Raw genomic sequence first — 23,834 nt, 5'->3', positions numbered from 1 at the left:
CAGATGCCCTTGAACATCGTGAATCGCCGTTCGTTCTTCCGCGACTGCGCACTCGTGGGAACCAGTGTCGGAGTCGGTAGCCTGCTGCCACATCTCTTTCATCGACAATTCGAAAGTTCCGCTGTCGCCGACGAGACTCCTCATCCCAGCTTTGAACAGCGATTGAAGGAACTAAAGATTGAGCTACCGCCTCCGTCGAAACCAGTCGCCATCTATGCTCCGGCCATCGTGACCGGGAACCTGCTTTTCACCGCCGGACATATCCCCTGGTTGCCCGACGGCAAATTGCAGCAGGGACGCGTCGGAGCGGATCTGACCCTTGAACAAGGTGCCGATGCGGCGCGGCTGGTCGGCCTGCACTTGCTGACCACGTTGCAGCAAACCCTTGGCAGCCTTGACCGAGTTGTGCGACTGGTGAAAGCACTCGGTATCGTAAACTGCACGTCCGACTTCACGCAGCAGCCCAAAGTGATTAACGGTTTCAGCGAACTAATGGTCCAGGTCTTCGGGGAAGTCGCGGGGAAAGGCGGACGTAGCGCGATTGGCGCGGGTTCGCTGCCATCGAATGTCCCCGTCGAAATCGAAGCAATTTTTGAAGTGCGTCCCACGTGAGGATGCGATCTCAACCAGCACTCTGATTGGCAAATTCTTCAGCATTTGCGGATGCGGACATTCGCCGTCTGTCAAAAACAAACGCGTTCCATGGCGGACCTTCTATTGGTCCACCATGGAACGCAAATTTTGTTCACTTTGATCTCGTACGCCGCGGCCTCGATTGTGACAGCCATCTTCACAGTGCTGGCAGCAACAATGTTGCGAGAACTACTTGGCCACTTTCGGATTGAACGACTTGAGCGCCAGAATCTCGTCAGGCACGACGCTCATGACCTCAACAACCTCAGGCTCGCCCCCCGTCTTTCCCTGCACGCTATAGTGGACACAGAGTTCCCGCTTCTTCAAGAGGCCGGAGAAGTAGTACAAATCGTACCGCTCTTCGCCCACGGCCGCCTTCACATTGAACGAATCGTCCGGCTGCTTGCCGCCAAGGATCTTTGTGACCGCATCCTTGCTAATTCTGTGATCGGTCGACTCGGCCCGCTCCAGTTCCGAGATCAGCCCGCGATGAGCTAACGTGAGGCGAACATAGCTCCACGCCTCGATCGACACAATCACCAGCATGATCAGAATGCCGCCCTGCACGATCACACGCTCCACCAGGGAACGTTTCGGTTTGGTCTCAGCAGGAACAGGGGTGGTGGTGGTTGAAGCGGTCGTTTCCGGTGTGTCCATCGCGAGTGGCCTTCGTCAAAAGAAAGAAAAGAATTGTCGGAGATGGGAGAACCATCATCCCAAACAACAGGTACGAAGCAAGTGATATGCCGAACAGAATCACCGAACGCGACGACAATCATTGCCACGACGAGTGCGGAAGCGACTCAATCCGAGTCAGCGCCGTCACCACGTGGAAAAACGAACGAAAGGCTTGCCCCTGAGCCAAAGTAACATCAAGACAAGAAGGGCCGGCATTTCGATGAATGCCGGCCCTTCTTCAAAATCGTCAGCCCCACGTTTTCGGGCCGAAAACAAGAACGAGTCTTGATCGCGACGAGACTACTCGTCGGTCACGCACCCTTCGGAAGCACTCTTCACGTTCTTGATGTACTTGTACAAAGTCCCCCGCTTGGCTTTGAGCGCCGGTGCCTTCCATGCGGCACGGCGACGAGTGAGTTCTTGCTCGGAAAGATCGACATCGATTCGGTTCGACTTCGCATCGATCGTAATGATGTCCCCATTCTGCACCAGAGCGATCGGACCACCTTCCTGAGCTTCGGGAGTCACATGCCCAACGATAAACCCATGCGATCCGCCTGAGAATCGGCCGTCGGTCATCAAAGCCACGTCAGATCCCATACCCGCGCCCATAATCGCCGACGTCGGCGTCAGCATTTCGGGCATACCAGGCCCCCCCTTGGGTCCTTCGTACCGGATGATGATCACATCGCCCTTCTGGATCTGCTTTTCTTCCAGCCCCTTGAGCATCAGCTCTTCCGAATCAAACACGCGGGCCGGGCCTTTAAAGACGAGCCCTTCTTTGCCCGTAATCTTGGCGACCGCTCCTTCGGGGCTAAAGTTGCCGCGCATGATTCGAATATGCCCCGACTCTTTCAGCGGGGTTTCGATCGGCTGAATGATCCGCTGACCTTCGGCGAGGCCCGCCAGGTCTTTCAGATTGTCGGCCAGCGTCTTGCCCGTCACGGTCATACAACTCCCGTCGAGCAGCCCCTTCGACAAAAGGTACTTCATCACGGCCGGCGTACCACCGACATAGTGCAAGTCTTCCATGACGTACTTGCCACTTGGCTTCAGATCTGCGATGTAGGGAATGCGGTCACTGACAGACTGGAAATCATCGATTGTCAGCGGCACATCGACGGCCCGCGCCATCGCGATCAGGTGCAGCACGGCATTCGTCGAGCCGCCTGTCGCCATGATCACGACCATCGCGTTTTCAAACGCGGCACGCGTCATGATATCGCGAGGCTTCAGGTCGAGTTCCAACAGATTCCGAATCGCCTTCCCTGCCGCCACGCACTCACCCAGCTTCAGGGGATCTTCCGCAGGAATTGACGAACTATATGGCAGCGACATACCAAGAGCTTCAATCGCCGACGCCATCGTATTGGCGGTGTACATCCCGCCGCACGCACCGGCACCTGGGCAGCTTTTTTCTACGATGGCCTGACGCTCTTCGTCCGTAATCTTGCCAGAGATGTACTCACCGTAGCACTGGAACGCCGAGACAATATCCAACTTCGGATGCAGCGGCAGGCAACCCGCTCGGATCGTTCCGCCGTAAATCATGATCGAAGGGCGGTTAAGCCGGCCCATGGCCATCAGGCAGCCCGGCATATTCTTGTCGCAGCCAGGAATCGAGATGTTTGCATCGTACCACTGGGCAGACATGACGGTCTCGATGCTGTCGGCGATCAGATCGCGCGACTGCAACGAGTACGACATCCCGTCGGTCCCCATGGAAATCCCGTCGCTCACACCGATCGTATTGAATCGCATCGGCCAAAGCCCCGCAGCGGCGACTCCCTCTTTGACCTTTTCCGACAGCTTGTTGAGGTGCATATTGCAGGTATTGCCCTCATACCAGATGCTGGAAATCCCGACCTGCGCCTTGTCCATGTCCTCTCGGGTCATTCCTGTCCCGTAGAGCATGGCTTGCGAGGCGCCTTGCGAGCGAGGTTGCGTGATGCGGGCACTGTACTTGTTGAGCTGGGACATGGGATGATTCTCGGTTCGATGGATCGTGGACAAGTTCCTGGACGCCGTTAGGACACCAGATCGGATGGATGTGGGACGCGTTCAACACGCGGAAGAACTTTGGGTTGGTAAATCGTCGTATAGGCTGTGGCTTTGCGATGTGCATCGATCGCAGCCTGATCGGCCCAATGTTCGTTGAGCAGAAACACGCGCGGGTCAGTCTGAGAATGGTAAACTTCAAACCGCAGGCAACCGGGCTCCTGTCGCGACAAACGCCCCTGCTCAGACAGCAGGGCCTGGATGTCCGCGATGTCGGCGGCATCTTTGACGGTCAATACAACATTGATGTAAATCACATTTGTTCCTTGTTTCCAGACGACGACAGGGTTTCCAGTCGACGATAGGCGGCAATTGGGCTTCTAGCTTGCTCTTCTCCTCGTCCTCAAGCTCCTGCGTTGGGAACGCTCCGTCATGTGTCCGAGAGAGTTTAGAGTCGCTTTTCCATCTGGAAGAAACCGCGATCACAAGCAGCGTCGCCAAGCGGGAGCTTGAAAACGAGGGAAACCGCAACTTCAAAGCGTCTCACTGCTTTCCAAATCTTCGACTCGACATGATTTTCAGCATATCGAGTTAGAATTGCTGGAGGAAACGCAGATCGTTTGAGTAGAAGTGTCGGATGTTTTTGATGTCGTGACGCATCATGCAAAACCGCGCAATTCCAAGGCCAAACGCGAATCCGCTGACTTCATCGGGATTGTAGCCGACGGCTTTCAGCACGTTGGGATCAACCATCCCCGCGCCACCCAGTTCGAGCCATCCATCGCCCCGCTGCACATCGAACTCAACGCTTGGTTCGGTGAACGGAAAGAACGAGGGTCGGAATCGGACGTGAACATCTTCGCCCAGATAGGCTGCGGCAAACAGCCGAAGGACCGTCTTCAACGAGGCCATCGTCACATCGGGTCCCACCATCAGACCTTCCATCTGATGAAACATCAGGTGATGGGTATCGTCGATTTCATCGGGGCGATACACGCGTCCGATCGAGACGATCCGTACGGGCGGCTTGCGATTTTCCATGACGCGGATCTGGATCGTCGACGTCTGGCTGCGAAGCAATCGCGGCCCGCCGCCAGCAACGGCGGCCGTGGCGAGATAGAAATTGTCGAGCGGATCACGGGCCGGATGATCGTCTGGAATATTCAGCGCCACGAAGTTGTGCCACTCGTCCTCGATTTCTGGACCATCTTCAACCTCAAACCCGAAGCGGGACATGATTTCTTGAAACTCGTTGATCGTCTGCGTCAGCGGATGCAACTTACCCGTGGCGGGACGAATCCCCGGCAACGTCAGATCGATCGCGGTCGCCGCGACTTTCGGCCGGTTCAACAACTGCTGTCGTTCTTCCCATGCCTGGGTGACGACATCTTTGATCTCATTGAATCGCTTGCCGACTTCAGGACGTTGCTCGGCGGGCACCTGCCCTAGGACAGTCTGCAGATCTTTGAGCTTTCCCTGCTTTTTCCCCAGGAACTCAATTCGAACCTGTTCCAATTCCGCCGCATTTGTGGCCGCCGCGATCGCGGTCATGGCAAGATTCTGGAAATTGGCAAACGTCTGACCGAGATCCATGTCACGTTCCGATCAAAAGACTGGGAGTCACTACGCCAGTTTGCGGGAGACAAGAGTCATCTGGGACCAGGCAGGTTCGGTGCGAACGCTCGTCGACTCGAAAGAAATGGATTCGCCCCGCGATCTGCACGACCGAATCGAACTCATCACGAATCACCCGCCAATTCATTGCCCCAGCCCCCGCGATTCGGCTTGAGTAACGGATTTCGGGAAAACAAAAAACACCGCCCCTTGGTGGATGGGGCGGTGTCACGAACGATCATGTTCTGGGCGAAACCATCTCAGACGGCTTGGCCAGCCTTCTTCAGCCCTTCGCGCACCAGCGTGGTGACTTCGTCAAAGACTTCAGGCGAATGAATGGCCATTTCGCTCAGCGTCTTACGATTCAGCTTGATCTCGGCCAGCGACAGACCGTAGATGAAACGTGAGTACGACAAACCGCGCATCTCGGCCGCCGCCTTGATTCGAATGATCCACAGCGCACGGAATTCACGCTTGCGGTTGCGACGATCGCGATAAGCGAAGACGCGATTTCGAACGACGGTTTCTTTGACGAGACGCAACAGGTTCTTACGACCACCGTAGCTGCCTTTGACTTCCCGGAAAAGGCGCTTATGGGATCGACGACGTGCGACGCTAAAGCTGATTCTCATGATTAAAGTTCGCTGATTGCTTCAAGAGTAAAGAATACGGGGAAGAAACGACGACACGTCAGATCGCGAGCTATCGCCCGGCTGAGCGCAACGCATCACAAATCATTGCGGCGTCGGCCTTGATCAGAACAGTGTCTACGCGGTTCTGCCGCTTCCGCTTACTCGGCTTGTGGCTCTGCAAGTGCCCACGATACGGACTTCGGCATTTTGCCTTGCCCGAAGCGGTTACTGTGAACCGCTTTTTGATTCCCTTGTGTGTCTTCTGTTTCGGCATGGCCGCAATTCCTTGAACTCAATGGCTGTTACGCCGGATTCCGAAACGGATCATCCTCTCCGTCCGTTATTTGGGGCGGGGAGTATAGACGAAGGTTCACAGACTTTTCCAGCGAAAGGCACCAGAAAGTCTTCGATCTCAGAATTTGCTTGATTTTCTGAATTCACGATCGATTAATTCCCGGCGTGCCTTGACCGAATTTCAGGCTGCGGCAGCACTTTTAGCGAAACGTGCCGCCAGTGTGAACCGTCGACACCCCACTTTTTCAACTTCCCGACTCATGAGTCACAATGATGACGCAATGTCTTTTTGTACCCCAGATCATAGGCAAGTCGCTCTTGATGTGTGTTATGCTGAACGAAACCTGAAGATTCGAGAAGAATTCTCGTAAAGCATCAAAGCTGAATCGACACGTTGATGATCTCCGACACGATGAAGAATTCATTGTGCACCCGTCAGGACCGAGTGGCTGCAACGCCACAACCGTCACGCTCACCTCCGATTTGCCCCTCGTTAGGCTTCGTTCCGCGATTTTTGGTGGAACCAAAATTTGATCAGAATGCGAGATGCGCATGAGCCCGCTTTCCGTTGATCTTTCAGATCCGATGTCGTCCGCCGAGTTCGCAACTCTCGACACGGGTCGAATTGCCGAAGTCGAACGTCGCCACCGACAAGTCCGCGAATTCCTTGAACGTGAAGGCTACTCAGCGCTGCTGATTCAACAGCCCGCGAATTTCGCCTGGCTGACCGCCGGTGGAAATAACCAGCGCGGCGGTTTGACAGGACAGACGGGCTCGCTGTTCATCACCCCCGAGGCCCGCGTCATCGTCTGCAGTAATTCAGATACCGCTCAGTTCTTTGAGTCGGATGCACCTGGTTTGGGATTCCAATTGAAGGAACGTCCCTGGTTCGAACCGCGTGCGGTCATGGTGTCTGACTTGTGTCGCGGAAGACGCGTGGCAAGCGATACAGGGGCCAACGGAACCGACGATGTCAGCCTCATGCTGCTGGGAATGCGGTTGCCCCTTCGAAATTTCGATACGGAACGACTACGCGAAGCCGGTCGCTATATCGCTCATGCCGTCGAGGCCACGGCTCGAGCGTTAACCCGAGGACGCACCGAAGCCGAGATCGCCGGTGAACTTTCACACCGACTACTCAAACACGGAGTCATTCCCGAACGAATCCAGATCCTGGGAGACGGGCGCGGACGTCGTTTTCGATATTGGACGTTCGATCAATCCAAAGTTCAGCGCTGTTGCACAATCTCCGTGGTCGGTCGGTATCACGGACTTCATGTGGGCGTCGCCCGCACCGTCTCGTTCAACGAACCACCTGCGGACTTACTGGCGGCCTTCGAGCCCGCTGCGCTTGTCGCCGCGACCGGAATTTATTTCTCTCAACCCGAATGGGAGCTGTTTGAAGTCTGGAACCGCGTGCTTCGACTGTACGAAAAGTCGGGAGCCGCCGCCGAATGGCGACAGGCCGATCAGGCCGATATCGTCGAGTATGCATTTGGATCGGTTCCATTGATGCCCAACAGCGAGTTTCGTTTGACTGCAGGTGTTCCCGTGTTCTGGCACCCCTCCGTCGGCCCGGCGCTGATGGGAGACACAGTCCTCGTCACAATCGACGGAACAGAGATCATCACTCCCGCAACCGACTGGCCGACCGTTCCGATCAGCGTCAAGGGCGTGACCATCAACATCCCGGCGATTCTGGTTGTCGGCCGTTGATTCTGGTTGTCGCCCGCTCGCGCATTGAAGCCCGATTCCAACGCTTACGCGCGGACAATCAGGATTGCGACGACTCACGTGCCAGACGACGTTGGATTGCACGGCGGTGCGCCACGTAGAGCACGGCTGCAGCGACAACCTCCGAACCAAACGAGACGGCTCGAACCAGCACTGCCGCCAGCACTGCGGTCGCCGGTCCGATTTGTGCCTGCCTCTGCAAGATTTCGATGAGCACCCCTTCGCGAACGCCTATACCACCAGGCGCAATAATCACCAGGAAGCCGCCGACCATCGAACAGGTTGTCGCGGCCAGCCAGATTGGAAACTGAGACCATTCGAGGGGCTGACGGGAAACAGACTGAAGCACGAATCCAAGGCTCACGGCATGTAGCAGCCAACCGAACGTGGTCGCGACGACCCCCTGGCAAACAAGCCAAGCAGAGATTGCAGGTATTTCGATTCCGTTCGTCGCCGTGGGCACCGTTTTTCGGCCCAAGTTGGTGAAGATCCAGGCACTAAATGGCGTTGTCGCGAAAATCGCCGTAAACACGGCGGCCACCGACAACACGGGATAGCCGGACAACCATCTCAGCGACTCGGGAAGTCGCGACCAGAAGGCCTCGCCAAAAACCCAAGGCGCCGTAGCAATCCCCAAGGCTGTTCCAGCGGCCATAAAGACAAGCGTCTCATACACCACCATCAGCCCGGCCAGGAGCGGGTCGACGCCGACATCTTTCACCATCGTGCCACGAATGACCAGCACGAGTGCTTTTCCCGGGACATACTTTCCCAGATGCCCCACGTAGTACGCCCTCAGCGCTGTCCAGAAGTCGATCGGCTGCCGGGTCCGCTTCAATAAAGCCATCCAGAACCAGACCGAAGGCAACCAACTCAACAGGTACGTCAGACTCGCGGGCACCAGCCAGATGGCATGAATCTCAACCTGCGTTGAGGGAGCCGTTTTCCAGATTTGGAATGCCCGCTGAAGCACGAACATAACCACCACGCAAAACAGCAGCAACTTGATAAGATGCCAGATGCGAACTCTGCGAATCGCTGGGGGGGATGCCTCATTCATGATGAGGACTCTAACGATTCGAGACCGCGATTCAATCCGAACGGCAATCCCCGACTCGGAATCACCTCCGCACGAAGCAAACAAACACCGGTCATCGACGCCGAAAACGCCTCAATCCGAGCGAACTTGAATGCGACGTGGCTCCGGTTTGGGATGACGCGGCAATACCACTTCCAGCACGCCTTGATTCAACTTGGCCGTGATCCGCTCGTGGTCAACTTCGTCACTCAAGATGAACGACCGCAGGAAGTGACCGACCTGATACTCCTGGTGGATGATCCGTGCGTCCGAGGGAATGGGAAGCGACACTTTCCCGAACAGCGACAACTTGTTGTCCTGCACCTGCAGTTCAAGCGAATCCGATGAAACCCCCGGCAGATCCGCTTGAAGCACCAGCCCTTCTGCCGTCTCAAAGATATCGATCGGCGGGGTGAACACGACCTGATCGACAGGGTACTCCTGAACGGGTTGCGCAACGACGTCCATTGTCCGAACGATTTCGTTTGACATGCTTGTCTCCTCGCCGTCAGCAGGATGCGACATCATGGAGTTCCATTCGTGACAGGAATTTGTCTCGGAGCGGTGACCGGAGCTTTGGGAAGTCGAATTCGCAACACGCCATTCGACAGTTCAGCCGCAAGCTGATCCTCGTGGATATGAGCCGGCAATGTCAGTGACCGCTGCCAGGCACCTCGGGGACGCTCTTGTCGACGAAAACGGTCATCGGCAACCCCTTCCGGCCCGGATCGTTTCCCCTTGATTGTCAAAACCCCTTCAGAGATCAGGACTTCAAGATCTTCCGCACGCGTCCCCGGAAGCTCTGCGATCAACAGCAATTCGTGATCAAGCTCATACACATTAATGGGAGGGTACTGCCGCCCAAAGCGAATCCCCTGAAACAACGAGACGTTCGCCAGCAACTGGTCAACTTCTCGTTCCAGGTCACGAAAGGGATCCCAAGTTTGGCCCCAGCGAAAGACGGGCATGATATCCCCCTTCATTCCAGCGATCGTCAAACGCACTGCCCGATTGCCCCATCACGCTGAATTCAACAGCTCGGCGACATCAAGGCGAACAAATCCGAACGTCGCTGGCGGCCTTAGGTTTTTCCAGTGCCACCACGTGATCCGAATCCATTAGGAAAACGTTGATGCAAACAGCGTACCGGTAAAAATGGCGATCCGAGGGGATCCATCAAATCTTTCCACGCCCTGTGAAGGTACAGTCAGCGGTGGGTTTTCTCGCAGTTGATTCGATCACGACCGTCAAACACACCGCAGTCCAGCATCGAGATGAACTGCCAATCTGACAGAATGACAGCTTGGCGTCAGGTCTCATACCAGCATTTTGGCGAATTGATTTGTCCATGAAAGTTCGCAGGAACACTCGGCAACCTCTCATTCGGACTTGCTGAACAATCGGCGATCACTACAACATGAATGTCTGAATTGTTTGTAAGCTGGGATCCAACATGTCCAAATCACTCCGGTGGCTGACAGTACTGCTCGTCTTGGGCGTACTCGTTGTCGGCGCCTATTCACCGATTAAAGCCCATCTGGCAGAACGCAATCGCATCGATTGGCGCTCTGAAAAGGTGAGCCAGGGCAACATCAAGTCCGTCGTCAATTCCACGGGGACGGTGACTCCGAAACAGAAGGTCGCGATCGGCTCGTTCGTCTCCGGGCCCATCCTCGAAATTTACGCCGACTTCAACGACGAAGTCAAAAAAGACCAGTTACTCGCCAAGATCGACCCTCTGCTTTATGAGGCCAACTTCGAGCGTGACAAAGCGTCCTACGCCAGCCGCGAAGCCGATGTCCTACGCGTGAGGGCTCAGTTGCAGCAGGCAATCAATGATGAGAAACGAGCCATTGCGTTACGCAAAGAAGACCCCAGCTTCATCGCGCAGGCGGAAATGGACAAATACAAATTCGCGAGACTGTCTTTGGAAGCCCAGCTTGTCGTCGCCGAAACGGCCGCGCAACAGGCAAAAGCGACAATGGACAGTACAGGCGCGAATCTGAAATACACCGACATCGTCTCACCCGTTGACGGGATGATTATTGATCGAAAAATCAATCAGGGGCAAACGGTCGCGGCCTCGTTTCAAACACCGGAACTTTTTACCGTCGCCCCCGACATGCGCAAAGAAATCAATGTTCATGCGTCCGTGGATGAAGCCGATATCGGACTGATCAAAGCCGCTCAGGCGCACGAGTATCCGGTCACCTTCACCGTCGACGCCTATCCGGATGAACTGTTCGAAGGGCGAATCTACGAAGTTCGGCTCAGTCCAACTGTCACCCAGAATGTTGTCACCTATCCGGTCATTGTGACGGCCCCCAACGCGGAATTGAAACTCTTGCCCGGCATGACAGCCAGCCTGTCTTTTCAGGTCGCGTTTCGGAACGAAGTCATCAAAGTCCCTAACGGGGCGCTCCGCTACTACCCTGACCCCAAACATGTTCGGCCAGAAGACATCCCCATCTTGGAAGGCCATCAGGACACCATGGGCAATCAAGACGACGATGACGCGCAGCAAAATAGCAAACAGATGTCCGCCGACGAACGAACGCAGTTGCGAAAGCAACGCGATCGCCGTCATGTGTGGATCCAAGAGGGAAATCTGTTGCGGGCGGTGGCCGTCTCCGTCGGATTGAGCGACAGTAAATACTCAGAACTCGTCGAAGGCGATCTGGAACCCGGCCAGAAAGTCGTCACCGGTATACAGCAACCCCGCATCGGCGCGGCACGCTAGCGCCGCCTCCAGCCAAAGCCATCCTTCGATCTATGAACTTCTTCCTCACTCTGCGGATCGCCTGGCGCGCTTTGAACAAGAACCGCATGCGCGCGGGCCTGACCGTGCTTGGTGTCGTGATTGGCATTGCCGCGGTGACCACCATGGTCTCACTGGGACAAAGTGCCAGCGCTCTGGTACAGGGACAATTTCGCGCCCTCGGCACAAATATGATTCTAGTGTTTCCTGGCCACCGAAATCGTGAGGGGTTGCAACAAGCCATCGTGACACTGACGGCGCGCGACGCCGAGGCGATCGCGAAAGACTGTCCCTCGGTGCTGGCGACGAGCCCTGTCATTGGTACATCTGGCCAAGTGATCTACGGGAGTTCCAATTTCAGCCCTCGCGAAATCGAGGGCGTCGGCGAAGACTTTCCTATCGTCCGAAACTGGCCGACGCAGAAAGGCGAATTCTTCAGCGAGCGTGATATCAACAGTGCCAATAAAGTCTGTGTCATCGGGGCCACGATTGTGGCCAAGCTGTTTCAGACCGTGAATCCGATCGGAGAGACGCTTCGAATCAAGAACATCCCCTTTCGCGTCGTGGGCGTCATGCAGAAAAAGGGCGCCAATATGGTCGGACAAGATCAGGATAACCTGGTCCTCCTTCCGTACACGACCGTTCGAAAACGCCTGCAAGGATCAGAGTTTGACAACGTCGGAGCAATCATGGTCTCGGCACGCTCGATGAATGCCATGGCCGATGCGCAACTCGAAGTCGATCAACTTCTGTCAGAGCGGCATCGGATTCAGCCTGGGCAGGCGCGCGACTATGTTGTCCAGAACACTACCGAAATTGCGAACATTTTCGGCGCCGTAACTGGCACTCTGACCCTGATGCTGGCAAGCATTGCGGGAATTTCGCTGGTCGTTGGCGGCGTGGGAATCATGAACATCATGCTCGTGTCCGTCACCGAAAGAACGCGTGAAATCGGCATTCGAATGGCCGTTGGAGCCCGGTCAACTGATATCCTCAGACAGTTCCTGGTCGAAGCAGTCCTGCTCTCGTGTATCGGCGGGATGATCGGTTTTCTGCTCGGCGTCGGTGCATCGATTGGACTGGTCACTATGATCAACTCGTTCACGACCGGAACGAAATGGACTCACGAAGTCTCAATCACCGCGGGCTGCGTGGCATTTGCCTTCGCGGCCGCCGTGGGCGTCTTCTTCGGATACTATCCTGCACGCCGCGCCAGCCGACTTGATCCGATCGAGGCCCTGCGCTATGAGTAGCCGGTGATAAGCGGATCGCCTCGAACCGAGTGCCCCCCTTCATCGCGTTTCCAAACATCACCTCTATGAAACTCGCCCACGATTTTCCGCGTCATTCGTGCCGCATCGTGTTCTGGCCAATCAACTGTTTGCTCTGCAAGTAATTCCCTGGAATCAGCGCGACCCGATTGTAGGGAACTTGAACCGTGACGGTGATGGAATCACGCGGCAAACAATTTGCGATGACATTCCCCGGACTCGGATTTCCGGTCGCGGGCGTGACGGCAATTGCAACGCTGATGTCTGAAGCAGAGACGCCGAGAGCCCCCACGAGGAACGTCTGAACGGACTGAGTGACGGCGGCATTGGTCGATCCATCTAAGACCGCCGCCCGCGTGCCTTCTCGCGCCGCATTGGTAATCAAGTTGCATACCATCATGGCACGCCCGAACTCGATGATGCCAAAGACGAGCATCACAAAAAACGGAGTCACAAGCGCCATTTCAACGGCGGCCGCGCCACGACGGTTCGGTCCTCCGACGGGGGTTCGTTGGTACATTTCTGATGACCTTGAAACGGAATTGCTTGGAAATTGACAGATGTTTTCGCCCGGCGTGGCCTGGCGAATCAGCGTGAACGAATCGGTGAATGGGGGGGGGCGGTGTGGAGGAAGTCGCCAAAAGTGATTTTCGACGACCGCCGATTTGGAAGGGATGCCGATCAATTCTGCGTGGCCGTAAGAGCGGCGAATTGATGGCATTCAACTCTTAGTGTTGATTGGCCGCGCGAATGCAGAATTCTCGGATGTCACGTGAATTTCGCAGCCCAATGGCCGGATTGTCGCGGCCGTAACGATTGACGCGTTTCTACTGCGACTTTGAATGTCCGTCGCACGTACGGAGAATTTTACGATACCTACGTGAACCGAGGATCTCTCGCTGAATCCTTGACGTTCTGACGGACTTTAACGGTTATGCAATCATGGGTGCGCAAAACCTCAATATTCTCCGGAAAACCACACGAGTTTTCATCTCCCGAAATCAAGACGGCGCGATGTTGAAGATGATGCAAAACCAACCTGCCTTTTGATCGCCTCCCGATTCTCGGGCAGTCTCCGCGATCTCAATTCACCTCGCTTCCCCCCCTGCCACAATCTGATCGCCTCTTCATGGACCAATGCGCTGGTCCGTGTCCACACATAGCCACATTTCCGATTCCACAATCAAAACTGCCCTCAACCCTGGTGCAGGAGAACGCACATGAGACGCTGGGTCTTCGTGAATAAACCAAACACATCTCGCCGCGCGGCCATCCTGGTACTCGCCGCAATTATGATGATTGTCGTAATCGCATTTGCGGCGCTTGCCATTGACCTTGGCCTGATCGCACTCGCCGCGAACCAGCTCCAGAACGCCGCCGATGCCGCGGCGCTCGCGGCGGCCTATGAGTTGATTCCCGACGCAAAGCCCCCATTCCCACTCAAGTCTCCGCTGGCGGTTGGCGTGAATGTCCCTTCGATCGTCTCGCTGACAATCGGCTTGAACCTCAGCACATCTGCATCGGTCTTGGGAACTGATATCCAGGTGATCCAGCCACAAACCCCCACGTCGAACGTCGCTGCGGCGATTGCAGCGGCGCGAGACGTCGCGTCGAAGAATCGTTGCCTGCAGGCGACGTCACTTCAGACCACCGACAGTGATGTTCAAGTTTACTATGAGCCCCAGCCGTCCAAGCCGCTTCCCTTGCTCCCGATCCCGGGAGTCGACGCCTTGCTCTCGAGCCTGATCCTGGCCTCGACGGTCGATACGCGACCGAACACGGCACGGGTGACATTGCGAAGTGATGCCGCGGGAAACAGCCTGATCCCGCTGGTGTTTGCTCCGGCCTTGGGCATGAAGTCGGTCAAGTCCAGCAAGAGCAGTTCCGCACGAGTCGCCCCAGCCTATACGGCGACAAGGGGGGCAAAAATTCTGCCCATCGCCATGGATGTCACCATCTGGCGGGCACTGCGACTTGGCAATGGAGCGTACAACGGAATTCCACTCGCCGGCCAATTGCTGCAGCAAAACGGGGCACCCGTCATCCTGATTGACGAACAACGTTGGGATCCGAAGACGCAAGCCATCTCCACCGGCTCTGACGGAATTTGGGAAGTCTCGATGATCACACAACCGCTTGGAGCCCTGCAACTTCCTTTGCTGTCGCTGCTCGGACTGTCGAATGCTCAGAACGCCGCCGCGACAGTTGTCACTGTGCGAACGAGTTCCAGCCAATCTAACGCGCAGTTGCTGTCACAGATCTCGAACGGACTCGATACGTCGCCGCTTTCAGGCGCACGCATGACGCTCCCCTTTAACATGCAGGGAGAAAAGTCCATTCCCGACGCCGTCTTGTCAGGGATCGAGGCGACCATCGGAGAACCGCAGGTGATCCTCCTTTACGACACGTTGTCAGGAACCATCACCAATACGTTGAATCAACTTTTGAATTTGCCGCAGACATATAAGATCGTGGGATGGGGAGGATGCGTCGTCACAAAGGTGGAGCGACTGGGCGTGCTCACCCTGCTGAAGGTCCAACCAGCCCCCTATGCCAGCAGTACGATGACGGTGCAGCAGTCCGCGAACTCAGCCTACACAGACATGGTTTTTACGGGCCCGCGACTGGTTGAATAGTGACGGCACGCCGTCGCCCAAGGCGGTCTGACGCCGCCACATCCGCAGAAACAGAATCCCCAAGCCTCTCTCGATCGCAGGAATTTTCCTCATGAACTACATGCTGGTCCAGGTCAATAGCAACAAGAACCCCAACGTTTGCTACGAGTTGGAGTGTCAGATCAATCAATTGATGAAGTCTGGATGGGAACCGATTGGCGGCGTCGCGATTCATTCGTTTTCGGACGACATGGGGCAATCGCAACAGATCATGTACCAGCCCGTCGTCCGCCGCCACATCCCGGTCGCTCCGCGAACCGATTGGGGAGTGGGATCGGATGGAACACTGCAGTGTCACAGCGTAGAACGATATCGCTTCGAGCCCTGCATGCCCAAATACTGATTCGAGTTCATCCGACAGTCAGGGTTGCAGCAGTGCGAAACGCCAACGTGGCGCGAACAGCCCAAGCACAAATTCCCCCGTCCACCGCGACCGCCGTCAGCTTCCGGCCTCTGACTCGTCTTTCGTGGCGGAGGGCTCTTCCTGGCCGTCTTCCGGAGCAAACTCGGGCAAAAGTGGCAACCGGTCAGGATACTGGTGGAAAACCGGGAAATTGTGTCCGATTTGTCTTAGACACATCACCACGCCGCTTTCCGTCGCCATATAAATGCGGTCGGTACGTTCATTGCCCACGCGAACGGAGAATCGTCGCAGCGGCATCGAACCAAGAATCTCACCCTTGGCGCGATTCACCAGAACGATGTTTCCATCCACATCCGTCGTCGCAACAGTGTCACCCATAATCGCGACGAATTCCGACAGATCTGGCTGCGACCACCGCTGATTTCCGCTCGCGGGATCGAGTGAATACATGCCGCCACGCTGTGGGAACACGTACAAATCCTGCCCAATGGCGCGAATCGGTTTTCGAATCGGCAAACCGGATGTGAATTCCCATTTCACCTTACCGCTCGTCAGCATCAGCGCCATAAAATTATTGTCGTCCGAGGCCACGAATAGCGTGTCGCCAGAACGAGCAAGGGGCGCAACGATCGGACCATCCGTTTCGAACTGATAGATCAGCTTTCGATTCGACTTGGCAACAGAATACAACGAGGCATCGCGGCTGGCGAAATAGACAAATCGACCGACCGGCATCGGCGGTGATGTGATTTCTTTCGCCGCCTTCGATTTCCAGACCTGCGCCTGTCCCGACCACTTCGGCAAGCGTCGCTCTTCATAAAGCTTGTGAATCTTCTTCAGATCGTACGCGTAAACACTGCCGTCAAGAGTCCCGAAATAGACCTGATCATCGTCGACCGAAGGACCGGTTGACGGTTGCCCCGGCAGAACCAGGTTCCAAAGGACGCGACCGGTCGCCTTATCAATGCCATACATCGATCCGCCGTTCACCGTCAGCACTTCATCTTCATTCGACGTTGCGGCAAAACTCGGTTGATCGAAGCGTCCAACTTGAACCGACCAGATCTGACGCCCATTCTCGGCATCGAAGGCCGTCATCACTCCTGATGTGGCCTGAACATAAACCAAATCTTCATCAACGGTGACGTGCTCAACCTTGTCGCGCTGCGGATTGATGACCGCGTGCGACCACCAGGCCCGCTCAAGGCTGAGATGACTTAATTGCTGCTGAGTCGGAAGCGGATTTCCCCCCGTGACCTGAGCCTGAACGAAGTTGTTCAGGGCCGATGAGATCAACAGCGGGAGGATCAGTCGCTTCCAGAATCGTTTCATGTCTTCGCTCTTTTCGCGTTGGATTTACACGGCCAGCGACGGTCGGTTGCCTCAAACTCAAATTTCATCAAATCACCGGAAGGCTCGTCCTGCCACCTTGATCGGCCGATCGTCTCACTTCTCGCGTTCCAACGCGTCTCGATCTGATCAACTCATCAACGACCTCAACTCGATTCTCTCTGCGTCGACAGTCAGAGGCATTCAAGGTGAATTCTGATCTGGGGATCGTTGTGTCACACCATTTCGCATTTCCTTGCCTATCCTACCGAGTCGCTGCAACCAGTTGCCAGCCTCACTTTTCCACGAATTCAACCGTTTCGCTGCGTTTTCACCTGTGCACCATCGTCAATTTGGACCGACGACACCGATCGACAGGAATCACGATCTGACCTTCACCCGAGCCCGCCGCATCGGCCACCGTGGCGAGACTCTGCAACGTGCAGAATTCAAACACAAGTGATTGCAGCAGCAATTCGTCACAAGTTACAATCCGAGCCGCGTATTGACGTCCCGACAGGATCCAACGTGATCGGTCATCAGATGAGCCATTTAGATGCCATTCGCATGCGTCGATTGTGCTCGCGCGGCCCGAGCCGTTCGGGCCATGCTCACTGGCGCATGGCGATCGGCACCGCCTGCTTCTGCCTGACATTCCTCGTCCTCGGTTCCAACTTCGCTCGCGCGGATCTCGTCAAACTGATAAATGGCGGCGAACTGCGGGGAAAGGTCATCACGCAGAAAGAGGGCCGAAATCAGATTCGCCTCGAAACGGTGACGGGGGCAACTGTCATTGTCGAACGAGATCAGACACAATTCGTCACGATGCGTTCTGCCGTCGTTGAAGAGTACGAAACCAAGGCACGTCGGATCGAAGACGAATGGGAACCCCACTGGGAACTGGCCGAGTGGTGTCGACAGCACGCGCTGGCGAAGCAGCGCGAACATCATCTGAGACGCGTCACAGAATTGTCTCCAGACCACGACAAGGCACAAGTCGCCCTGGGCCGTGTTTGGCACAAAGGCACCTGGATCGACCGCGACGAACTGATGACGGCGCAGGGGTACGTGAAGTACAAGAACAAGTACATCACGCCGCAAGAATTGGACATCATTGAGAAGACCGCCGACGAGTTACAGCGTGAGCGGGGTTGGTTTCAAAAAGTTCGTGCATGGCACGGTTGGCTGATCGGCATGAACGCCGATCGCCATCGCAAAGCACTTGATGAATTCCAGGCGCTCGACGACCCCAACGCGGCGACCGCCATCATCAAATTCCTCAGCGACGACCCGCATATCGAGGTTCGCCGCATTTGCGTGGCGGTCCTGATCAAAATCTCCGGCCACAAAGCTGCCACGGGCTTAATCAAGATTGCCCTGTTCGATGTCGCGCCGGAAGTCCGCGAACTGGCGCGGGACGGCATCGGCCGCGAATACTACGAACAGGCGCAGAATTCATTCATCCAAGCGCTTCGCAGTGAATACAACGTCGTCGTGTGTCGCGCCGCAATGGCGCTTGGAGAAATCGGCGACAAGAAGGCGGTCGGCCCCCTGATCGACGCTCTTGTCACGGCACATCTCTATCAGGTCACGTCCGATATCCCTTCGCAGCCCACTTACAGCTTCACCACCGACGGAGCGTTTGGACCAAACGGAACGGCAATTCCGCCGAATGTCCTGGCCGCTGTGCGAACGGGCCAAATGAATCCACCAATCATCGCTCCATCCGGCGATCAACTGCCGAAGAAAACGGTGACGGTTCGAGTCGAACACCAGAATTCGGAAGTGCGCGACGCACTCGAGAAGCTGACACAGCAAGACTTCGGGTACGACAAACGAACCTGGGGATTGTGGTGGGCAGCTGAAAAAAACGTCGGCGGAAAACTCCCGAAATAGTCAATTCTTCACTTCGATTGGCTTCCGCCGTCGCCCCGTCCTCCCGGCACGTCGTCGCTGGTTTCCCCCGCTCGCCGCAATCCTCGCCGCACAAGCCTGACAACCGGCATAAGCCCGGCAACTCGCATTTTCTGTAACGCCGTTTTGTCCGCTAGCGGGCAATTCAATGCCTTCATTCTCTGCAACTGGAAAGCTTTACCTGAGCTGTCCACTTTGCCAGAGACGATAACTCTCGCGGGATGCACTCAATTCACTTGAACCGATGACGTGATACGATGGAAACTCTGATCATGGCCACACGCGTGGCACTGCTGACCCTCGTCACCGGCACGTTCACGGCGTTGTGGTCTGGCGACCATCCTGAACGACTTGCCGCCGCCGATCGGCCCACCCCGTATCTGGTGGGAACCCACGCTGGATTCTCGGAGCGACACACGCAATGGTCGCGGCCAGCGCGACCTGTTGGCGGACTGCAGACGGGGCGCAGTCCTGCAGCAGAGAAATCGTCTCTGCCTCTGCCTGAAGGCATTGTTGAAGGAACTTACCTAGTCACGGACCAGACGGGACAGACGCAGGTGCGACTCGTCGCGCCTCAAGAAAATGCCTCGCATGATCGCTGTTTGCTCGCCAAACCCGAGGATCACTACGTCGTCGAGCGGAACGGGCATCGCTGGCACTACATTCGCCTGGATGACTCCGTCGTGAATCGATTCAGCCGCTCGTCGTCCACGCAGCACAATTGACGATCTCGATCCGCCCCGAACTGCGGTTTGCCGGATCTGGCAGCCCCTCATTCGATTGAAGCCTTCAGCGCCGCCGGTAGGCCGACCCCCATTGTCGGATAAGCAGGATTCCAGTTGAACTCCTCACGCAGGCGGCGATTCGAACAGCGTTTGTTCAACCCGCCGGAACCGCGAGCACTCGGCTGCGCCGGATCGAACCGCGGTGTCGGCGCTTCCACAAGACGCGCCAGGCATTCGAAATAGTCACGACGCGTTATCGGTTCATCGTCGACAACGTTGTAGACGTTGTGAATTGACTCCAATTCCTGCGTCGCCACGGCACGGATCGCAGTCACGGCATCGTCAACGTGGATCAGATTGAGCCACGAATCGCCTCGCCCCGACAACACCAAACCCTCGCGAAGTGCATTGACACGCGAGAGCAACCGATCTGGACCATAAATTCCCGCCAGACGCAGAACCACCACCCGGCCATGTCCCCGCGCCGAGAACGTTTCATGCAACAGATTCTCCGCGGTGAGCGCGAGCTGACCTCCCGGTTGAATCGGTTCGCAGGTTGCATTCTCATCGACCCATTCACCGTCAGACTGCCCATAGACGCTTGTGCTCGAGATCTGAATAAATCGTCCACAACTGTTGGGCAGATGGTTCAACACGTGTCGCAACCCACCGCAAGTCACGTCTTCCTGGGTTTTCCCGGATGACCGGTCAAACCCGATGGAATGCAATGTCAGATCGATCGCTGGCAGGTCGCGCAACGAACCCGGATCGCACACGTCGCCCAGAATGGGGCGTATCGCCGCTTCGAGAAATGACTTCGCATTCTGCTCACTTCGCGTCAGGGCGAACACTTCATGTCCATCGGCCACCCAAGTCGCAGCCGCACGACGCCCCACATATCCGCAACCCAATACGAGAATTCGCATGCCCAGAGTCTTCCTTCAACGCTAAGAGCCTTTTCAATAACGAGGATCTACAAAGCCTACGAACTCTTAAGAACTTGCGTAAGAATATTGATTCAGGTAACTGGAGCGATTTTGCAGATTGCCAAGTTTGCGAAACTTTTGGCTGCGACCTGTCGATTTGAATTTTGTGCATTGAAATCGCAAAGTCGAGACCGCCTTGAGCGAACTCGTCTTTTACCTTGCGGTAAACGAAACGAACTGATTTGCAGTTCGACTACCGCTTCCTATAATCCCTGAAATCGCTGATGCGAAACAAAGAGACATCGCCGAACATCCGTGAGGCTTAATGATTTGGTGACGCGTCCTTCGAGAGGACGTCCCCGAGACGAAATTGAGGATGCAGGCGGCCATTAATGAGAGCCGCGATCCCGTTTCGAGCGTTCCATGAACGAATGATGGCAGTAGATGCCGCAGGGAGTGACAACGTGACGGACTCGACTTCCCAGCCCCAAGCTGGGTTGATTGACCAAGTGGGTTTGCGCTGGGTTCTACGGTTGCTGTCGTCGTCGATCGGCCAGAAATTTGTGATGGGGGTCACGGGACTCTTCCTGACCGGATTCGTGGTCGCACATCTGGCTGGAAACCTGTTGCTATTCGTTGGTGCTGATGAATACAACGAATACGCGCACGCCCTGCACAATCAGAAAGAACTGCTGATCATCGCCGAAGTGGGGTTGTTGGTCCTGTTCGTGGCGCATGTGTACCTCGCAGTCGCCACTTCGATTGGGAATACGACCTCACGCAATAGCCAGTACGTGATGAAACAGACCAAGATTCCCGGCCGCGTGATTGGTGCCAATTCTTGGATGTTCGCCTCGGGAGCCGTGGTGCTCGGGTTTCTGATTCTGCATCTGATCGACATGCGATTCGGCTTACGCGGCGACCTGAAATATCTGGCCGAGTCTGATCCCAACGCACCCTATCACAATACGATGGTCGTGCTGAACAGCCCCATTAGCCGGGTGATCTACTTTGTGGGTGTCGTGGTCTTGGGCGTGCATCTGTCGCACGGATTCCAAAGTGCCTTTCAGTCGATCGGGCTGAATCACCCCAAATATATGCCGCTGATCAAAGTCATTGGAAAGATTTTAGCGGTCGTCATCGCTGTCGGGTTCGCCAGCATCGTCGTCTTCGTCCCGGGACTGCGGCACTAGTCGCGGACCGGACGGCGTCCTTCGGAATTAAGCGAACACCGGCTTTCACACTTGTTACAGAGTAGACCGCGAGAGGAATGACCATGGCGACCGTCGCTGATACCCCACTGGACGGACTCTGTCCGACCGGCGCAATTGCCAACCGCTGGGATCAACGAAAGAAAGACCTGAAGCTCGTTGCTCCGAACAACAAGCGAAAGTACACGATCATCGTTGTCGGCACCGGACTTGCCGGTGGTTCAGCCGCAGCATCACTCGCCGAACTGGGCTACAACGTCCTTTCGTTCTGCATCCAAGACAGTCCACGCCGGGCTCACAGTATCGCCGCACAGGGCGGGATCAACGCCGCCAAGAACTATCAGAATGATGGCGACTCGATCTGGCGTCTGTTCGCCGATACCGTCAAAGGCGGTGAATGGCGCGCCCGCGAATCGAACGTCTATCGTCTGGCGACGCTCAGCACTTCGATCATCGATCAATGCGTCGCTCAAGGGGTGCCCTTCGCACGCGAGTACGGCGGCACACTGGCCAATCGCTCGTTCGGTGGTGCACAGGTCTCGCGCACGTTCTACTGCGGTGGCCAGACTGGTCAACAATTGTTGCTTGGTGCTTATCAGGCCATGATGCGCCAGGTGGATGGCGGCGGAATCAAGCTGTTCGCACGCCGCGAAATGCTCGATGTTGTCGTCGTCGACGGGATCGCCCGCGGAATCGTGACGCGCGATCTGGTCACAGGCAAATACGAAACGTTCGCGGGCGATGCCGTCGTGCTCTGCACCGGTGGCTACGGGAACGCGTACTATCTGTCCACAAACGCCAAAACCTGCAATGTGACGGCTGCCTGGCGCTGTCACAAGCGCGGTGCCTACTTCGCCAATCCCTGCTACACGCAAATTCACCCGACCTGTATTCCTGTCAGCGGCGATCATCAATCAAAATTGACCTTGATGAGCGAGAGCCTGCGAAATGACGGCCGCGTCTGGGTTCCTAAGAAAAAAGGCGACACCCGCTCGGCCGATCAGATCCCCGAAGACGATCGCGACTACTATCTCGAACGGCGTTATCCCTCATATGGAAACCTGGCCCCGCGCGATGTGTCATCGCGCGCAGCCAAAGAACGCTGTGATGCGGGTTATGGCGTCGGTCCATCCGGGATGTCGGTCTACCTGGATTTTTCCAAGGCGATCAAGCAATACGGCGAATCTGTCATTCGTGAAAAGTACGGTAATCTGTTCCACATGTACGAACGGATCACCGACGAGAATCCGTATAAAGTGCCAATGCGAATCTACCCGGCCGTGCACTACACCATGGGTGGGCTGTGGGTTGATTACAACCTGCAAAGCAACCTGCCGGGCCTGTATGTGCTGGGTGAGGCCAACTTCTCGGACCACGGTGCGAACCGCCTGGGCGCGAGCGCGCTGATGCAAGGCCTGGCCGATGGCTACTTCGTCATCCCCTATACCGTTGGCGATCATATTGCGACCCGCAAAGTCACCCCGGTGACAACTGATCGCCCCGAGTTCAAGGCCGCTCTCGACTCGGCCAAGTCACGGACCGATGCCATCCTGAGCGTGAATGGCAAGACCAGTGCCGAGCACTTCCATCGCGCACTCGGCAAGATCATGTGGAACAACGTCGGAATGGCCCGCACTGAACAAGGCCTGATCTCGGCGATCGATTCGATCCGGGAATTACGCGATCAATTCTGGAACGACGTGAAGGTCCTCGGCAGCGGGGAAACGTTGAACCAGAACCTCGAACACGCCGGACGAGTTGCTGATTTCCTCGAATTCTCGGAACTGCTCGCACAAGACGCGCTGCATCGGGACGAGTCGTGCGGTGGACACTTCCGTGAAGAACACCAGACGGAAGAAGGCGAGTGTCAGCGAAACGATGATGAATTCAGCTATGTGGCCGCCTGGGAATACAAAGGCGTCGGTGCCGATTCCATTCTGCACAAGGAACCTTTGACATTTAACGATGCCCCACTCGGCGTCCGCAGCTATAAGTGAGAT

Annotated in this window: 22 protein-coding genes; 10 read left to right on the top strand and 12 right to left on the bottom strand. The window is 56.1% G+C overall.

Annotation, left to right across the window (positions count from 1 at the left end):
* Window positions 1–3: 3 nt before the first annotated feature.
* Entirely contained in the window at window positions 4–612 is a 609-nt protein-coding gene (locus tag OSO_RS0117560) for a RidA family protein (RefSeq protein ID WP_010584525.1), read from the top strand.
* A gap of 210 nt (window positions 613–822) precedes the next feature.
* Here OSO_RS0117560 and OSO_RS0117555 read toward each other — a convergent pair whose 3' ends face one another.
* The 6 genes from OSO_RS0117555 to rpmI all read right to left on the bottom strand — a co-directional run bounded on the left by OSO_RS0117555 (window position 823) and on the right by rpmI (window position 5,829).
* Entirely contained in the window at window positions 823–1,290 is a 468-nt protein-coding gene (locus OSO_RS0117555) for a hypothetical protein (protein ID WP_010584524.1), read from the bottom strand.
* Window positions 1,291–1,611: 321 nt separating this feature from the next.
* Window positions 1,612–3,291 carry a dihydroxy-acid dehydratase gene (gene ilvD / locus OSO_RS0117550; RefSeq protein ID WP_010584523.1) on the bottom strand — a complete coding sequence of 560 codons (1,680 nt, stop codon included), beginning with the start codon at window positions 3,289–3,291 and terminating at the stop codon, window positions 1,612–1,614.
* A 47-nt stretch (window positions 3,292–3,338) separates the two neighbouring features.
* Window positions 3,339–3,626 (bottom strand): putative quinol monooxygenase, encoded by a 288-nt coding sequence (locus OSO_RS0117545; RefSeq protein ID WP_010584522.1) that lies wholly within the window; start codon window positions 3,624–3,626, stop codon window positions 3,339–3,341.
* Between the two features lie 274 nt (window positions 3,627–3,900).
* On the bottom strand, window positions 3,901–4,902 hold the full coding sequence (gene pheS, locus OSO_RS0117540; RefSeq protein WP_010584521.1) for a phenylalanine--tRNA ligase subunit alpha: 1,002 nt from the start codon (window positions 4,900–4,902) through the stop codon (window positions 3,901–3,903).
* 281 nt (window positions 4,903–5,183) lie between these two features.
* On the bottom strand, window positions 5,184–5,555 hold the full coding sequence (gene rplT / locus OSO_RS0117530; protein WP_010584519.1) for a 50S ribosomal protein L20: 372 nt from the start codon (window positions 5,553–5,555) through the stop codon (window positions 5,184–5,186).
* A 70-nt stretch (window positions 5,556–5,625) separates the two neighbouring features.
* Window positions 5,626–5,829 (bottom strand): 50S ribosomal protein L35, encoded by a 204-nt coding sequence (rpmI, locus tag OSO_RS0117525; protein WP_010584518.1) that lies wholly within the window; start codon window positions 5,827–5,829, stop codon window positions 5,626–5,628.
* 572 nt (window positions 5,830–6,401) lie between these two features.
* Between rpmI and OSO_RS0117520 the strand changes: the two genes are divergently transcribed.
* Window positions 6,402–7,565 (top strand): M24 family metallopeptidase, encoded by a 1,164-nt coding sequence (locus OSO_RS0117520; RefSeq protein WP_010584517.1) that lies wholly within the window; start codon window positions 6,402–6,404, stop codon window positions 7,563–7,565.
* A 58-nt stretch (window positions 7,566–7,623) separates the two neighbouring features.
* Here the strand turns inward: OSO_RS0117520 and OSO_RS0117515 are convergent, their stop codons facing one another.
* From OSO_RS0117515 to OSO_RS0117500, 3 genes are all read right to left on the bottom strand, one after another.
* A complete protein-coding gene (locus OSO_RS0117515) occupies window positions 7,624–8,643 on the bottom strand; it encodes a lysylphosphatidylglycerol synthase transmembrane domain-containing protein (protein ID WP_029247144.1) in 1,020 nt (339 codons plus the stop codon).
* Between the two features lie 111 nt (window positions 8,644–8,754).
* Complete coding sequence (locus OSO_RS0117505; protein ID WP_029247143.1) at window positions 8,755–9,153, bottom strand: Hsp20/alpha crystallin family protein; 399 nt, start codon at window positions 9,151–9,153, stop codon at window positions 8,755–8,757.
* A 32-nt stretch (window positions 9,154–9,185) separates the two neighbouring features.
* Window positions 9,186–9,629, bottom strand: a complete 444-nt coding sequence (locus tag OSO_RS0117500; RefSeq protein ID WP_010584514.1) for an Hsp20/alpha crystallin family protein — start codon at window positions 9,627–9,629, stop codon at window positions 9,186–9,188.
* A 485-nt stretch (window positions 9,630–10,114) separates the two neighbouring features.
* Between OSO_RS0117500 and OSO_RS43965 the strand changes: the two genes are divergently transcribed.
* Window positions 10,115–11,401 carry an efflux RND transporter periplasmic adaptor subunit gene (locus OSO_RS43965; protein WP_010584513.1) on the top strand — a complete coding sequence of 429 codons (1,287 nt, stop codon included), beginning with the start codon at window positions 10,115–10,117 and terminating at the stop codon, window positions 11,399–11,401.
* 86 nt (window positions 11,402–11,487) lie between these two features.
* Window positions 11,488–12,672: an ABC transporter permease gene (locus tag OSO_RS0117485; protein ID WP_202799954.1), complete on the top strand. Its 1,185-nt coding sequence runs from the start codon at window positions 11,488–11,490 to the stop codon at window positions 12,670–12,672.
* A gap of 91 nt (window positions 12,673–12,763) precedes the next feature.
* On the opposite strand, the gene OSO_RS48165 is transcribed toward OSO_RS0117485, so the two are convergent.
* Window positions 12,764–13,210: a TadE/TadG family type IV pilus assembly protein gene (locus tag OSO_RS48165; RefSeq protein WP_086013402.1), complete on the bottom strand. Its 447-nt coding sequence runs from the start codon at window positions 13,208–13,210 to the stop codon at window positions 12,764–12,766.
* A 700-nt stretch (window positions 13,211–13,910) separates the two neighbouring features.
* Here OSO_RS48165 and OSO_RS0117470 point away from each other — a divergent pair.
* Together OSO_RS0117470 and OSO_RS0117465 are read left to right on the top strand one after the other, a co-directional pair.
* Window positions 13,911–15,326, top strand: a complete 1,416-nt coding sequence (locus OSO_RS0117470) for a pilus assembly protein TadG-related protein (protein ID WP_010584510.1) — start codon at window positions 13,911–13,913, stop codon at window positions 15,324–15,326.
* A 91-nt stretch (window positions 15,327–15,417) separates the two neighbouring features.
* A complete protein-coding gene (locus tag OSO_RS0117465; RefSeq protein WP_010584509.1) occupies window positions 15,418–15,708 on the top strand; it encodes a hypothetical protein in 291 nt (96 codons plus the stop codon).
* A 96-nt stretch (window positions 15,709–15,804) separates the two neighbouring features.
* Here the strand turns inward: OSO_RS0117465 and OSO_RS0117460 are convergent, their stop codons facing one another.
* A complete protein-coding gene (locus OSO_RS0117460) occupies window positions 15,805–17,061 on the bottom strand; it encodes a BamB-related PQQ repeat family beta-propellar protein (protein WP_010584508.1) in 1,257 nt (418 codons plus the stop codon).
* Between the two features lie 540 nt (window positions 17,062–17,601).
* On the opposite strand from OSO_RS0117460, the gene OSO_RS0117445 reads away from it, so the two are divergent.
* Both OSO_RS0117445 and OSO_RS0117435 read left to right on the top strand, forming a co-directional pair.
* Window positions 17,602–18,954, top strand: coding sequence for a hypothetical protein (locus tag OSO_RS0117445; RefSeq protein WP_157605318.1), 1,353 nt, complete (start codon window positions 17,602–17,604; stop codon window positions 18,952–18,954).
* A gap of 290 nt (window positions 18,955–19,244) precedes the next feature.
* Entirely contained in the window at window positions 19,245–19,697 is a 453-nt protein-coding gene (locus OSO_RS0117435) for a hypothetical protein (RefSeq protein WP_010584505.1), read from the top strand.
* 47 nt (window positions 19,698–19,744) lie between these two features.
* Here the strand turns inward: OSO_RS0117435 and OSO_RS0117430 are convergent, their stop codons facing one another.
* Window positions 19,745–20,623: an SDR family oxidoreductase gene (locus tag OSO_RS0117430; RefSeq protein ID WP_010584504.1), complete on the bottom strand. Its 879-nt coding sequence runs from the start codon at window positions 20,621–20,623 to the stop codon at window positions 19,745–19,747.
* A gap of 464 nt (window positions 20,624–21,087) precedes the next feature.
* Between OSO_RS0117430 and OSO_RS0117425 the strand changes: the two genes are divergently transcribed.
* A complete protein-coding gene (locus tag OSO_RS0117425; protein WP_157605317.1) occupies window positions 21,088–21,816 on the top strand; it encodes a succinate dehydrogenase cytochrome b subunit in 729 nt (242 codons plus the stop codon).
* A gap of 83 nt (window positions 21,817–21,899) precedes the next feature.
* Window positions 21,900–23,831 carry a fumarate reductase/succinate dehydrogenase flavoprotein subunit gene (locus tag OSO_RS0117420; protein WP_010584502.1) on the top strand — a complete coding sequence of 644 codons (1,932 nt, stop codon included), beginning with the start codon at window positions 21,900–21,902 and terminating at the stop codon, window positions 23,829–23,831.
* Window positions 23,832–23,834: the final 3 nt, after the last annotated feature.

Origin of the sequence: Schlesneria paludicola DSM 18645, from assembly GCF_000255655.1 — a bacterium.
GTDB lineage: Bacteria > Planctomycetota > Planctomycetia > Planctomycetales > Planctomycetaceae > Schlesneria > Schlesneria paludicola.
Note: the sequence above shows the minus strand (reverse complement) of the source record. Positions and strands in the feature narration are given on the sequence as shown.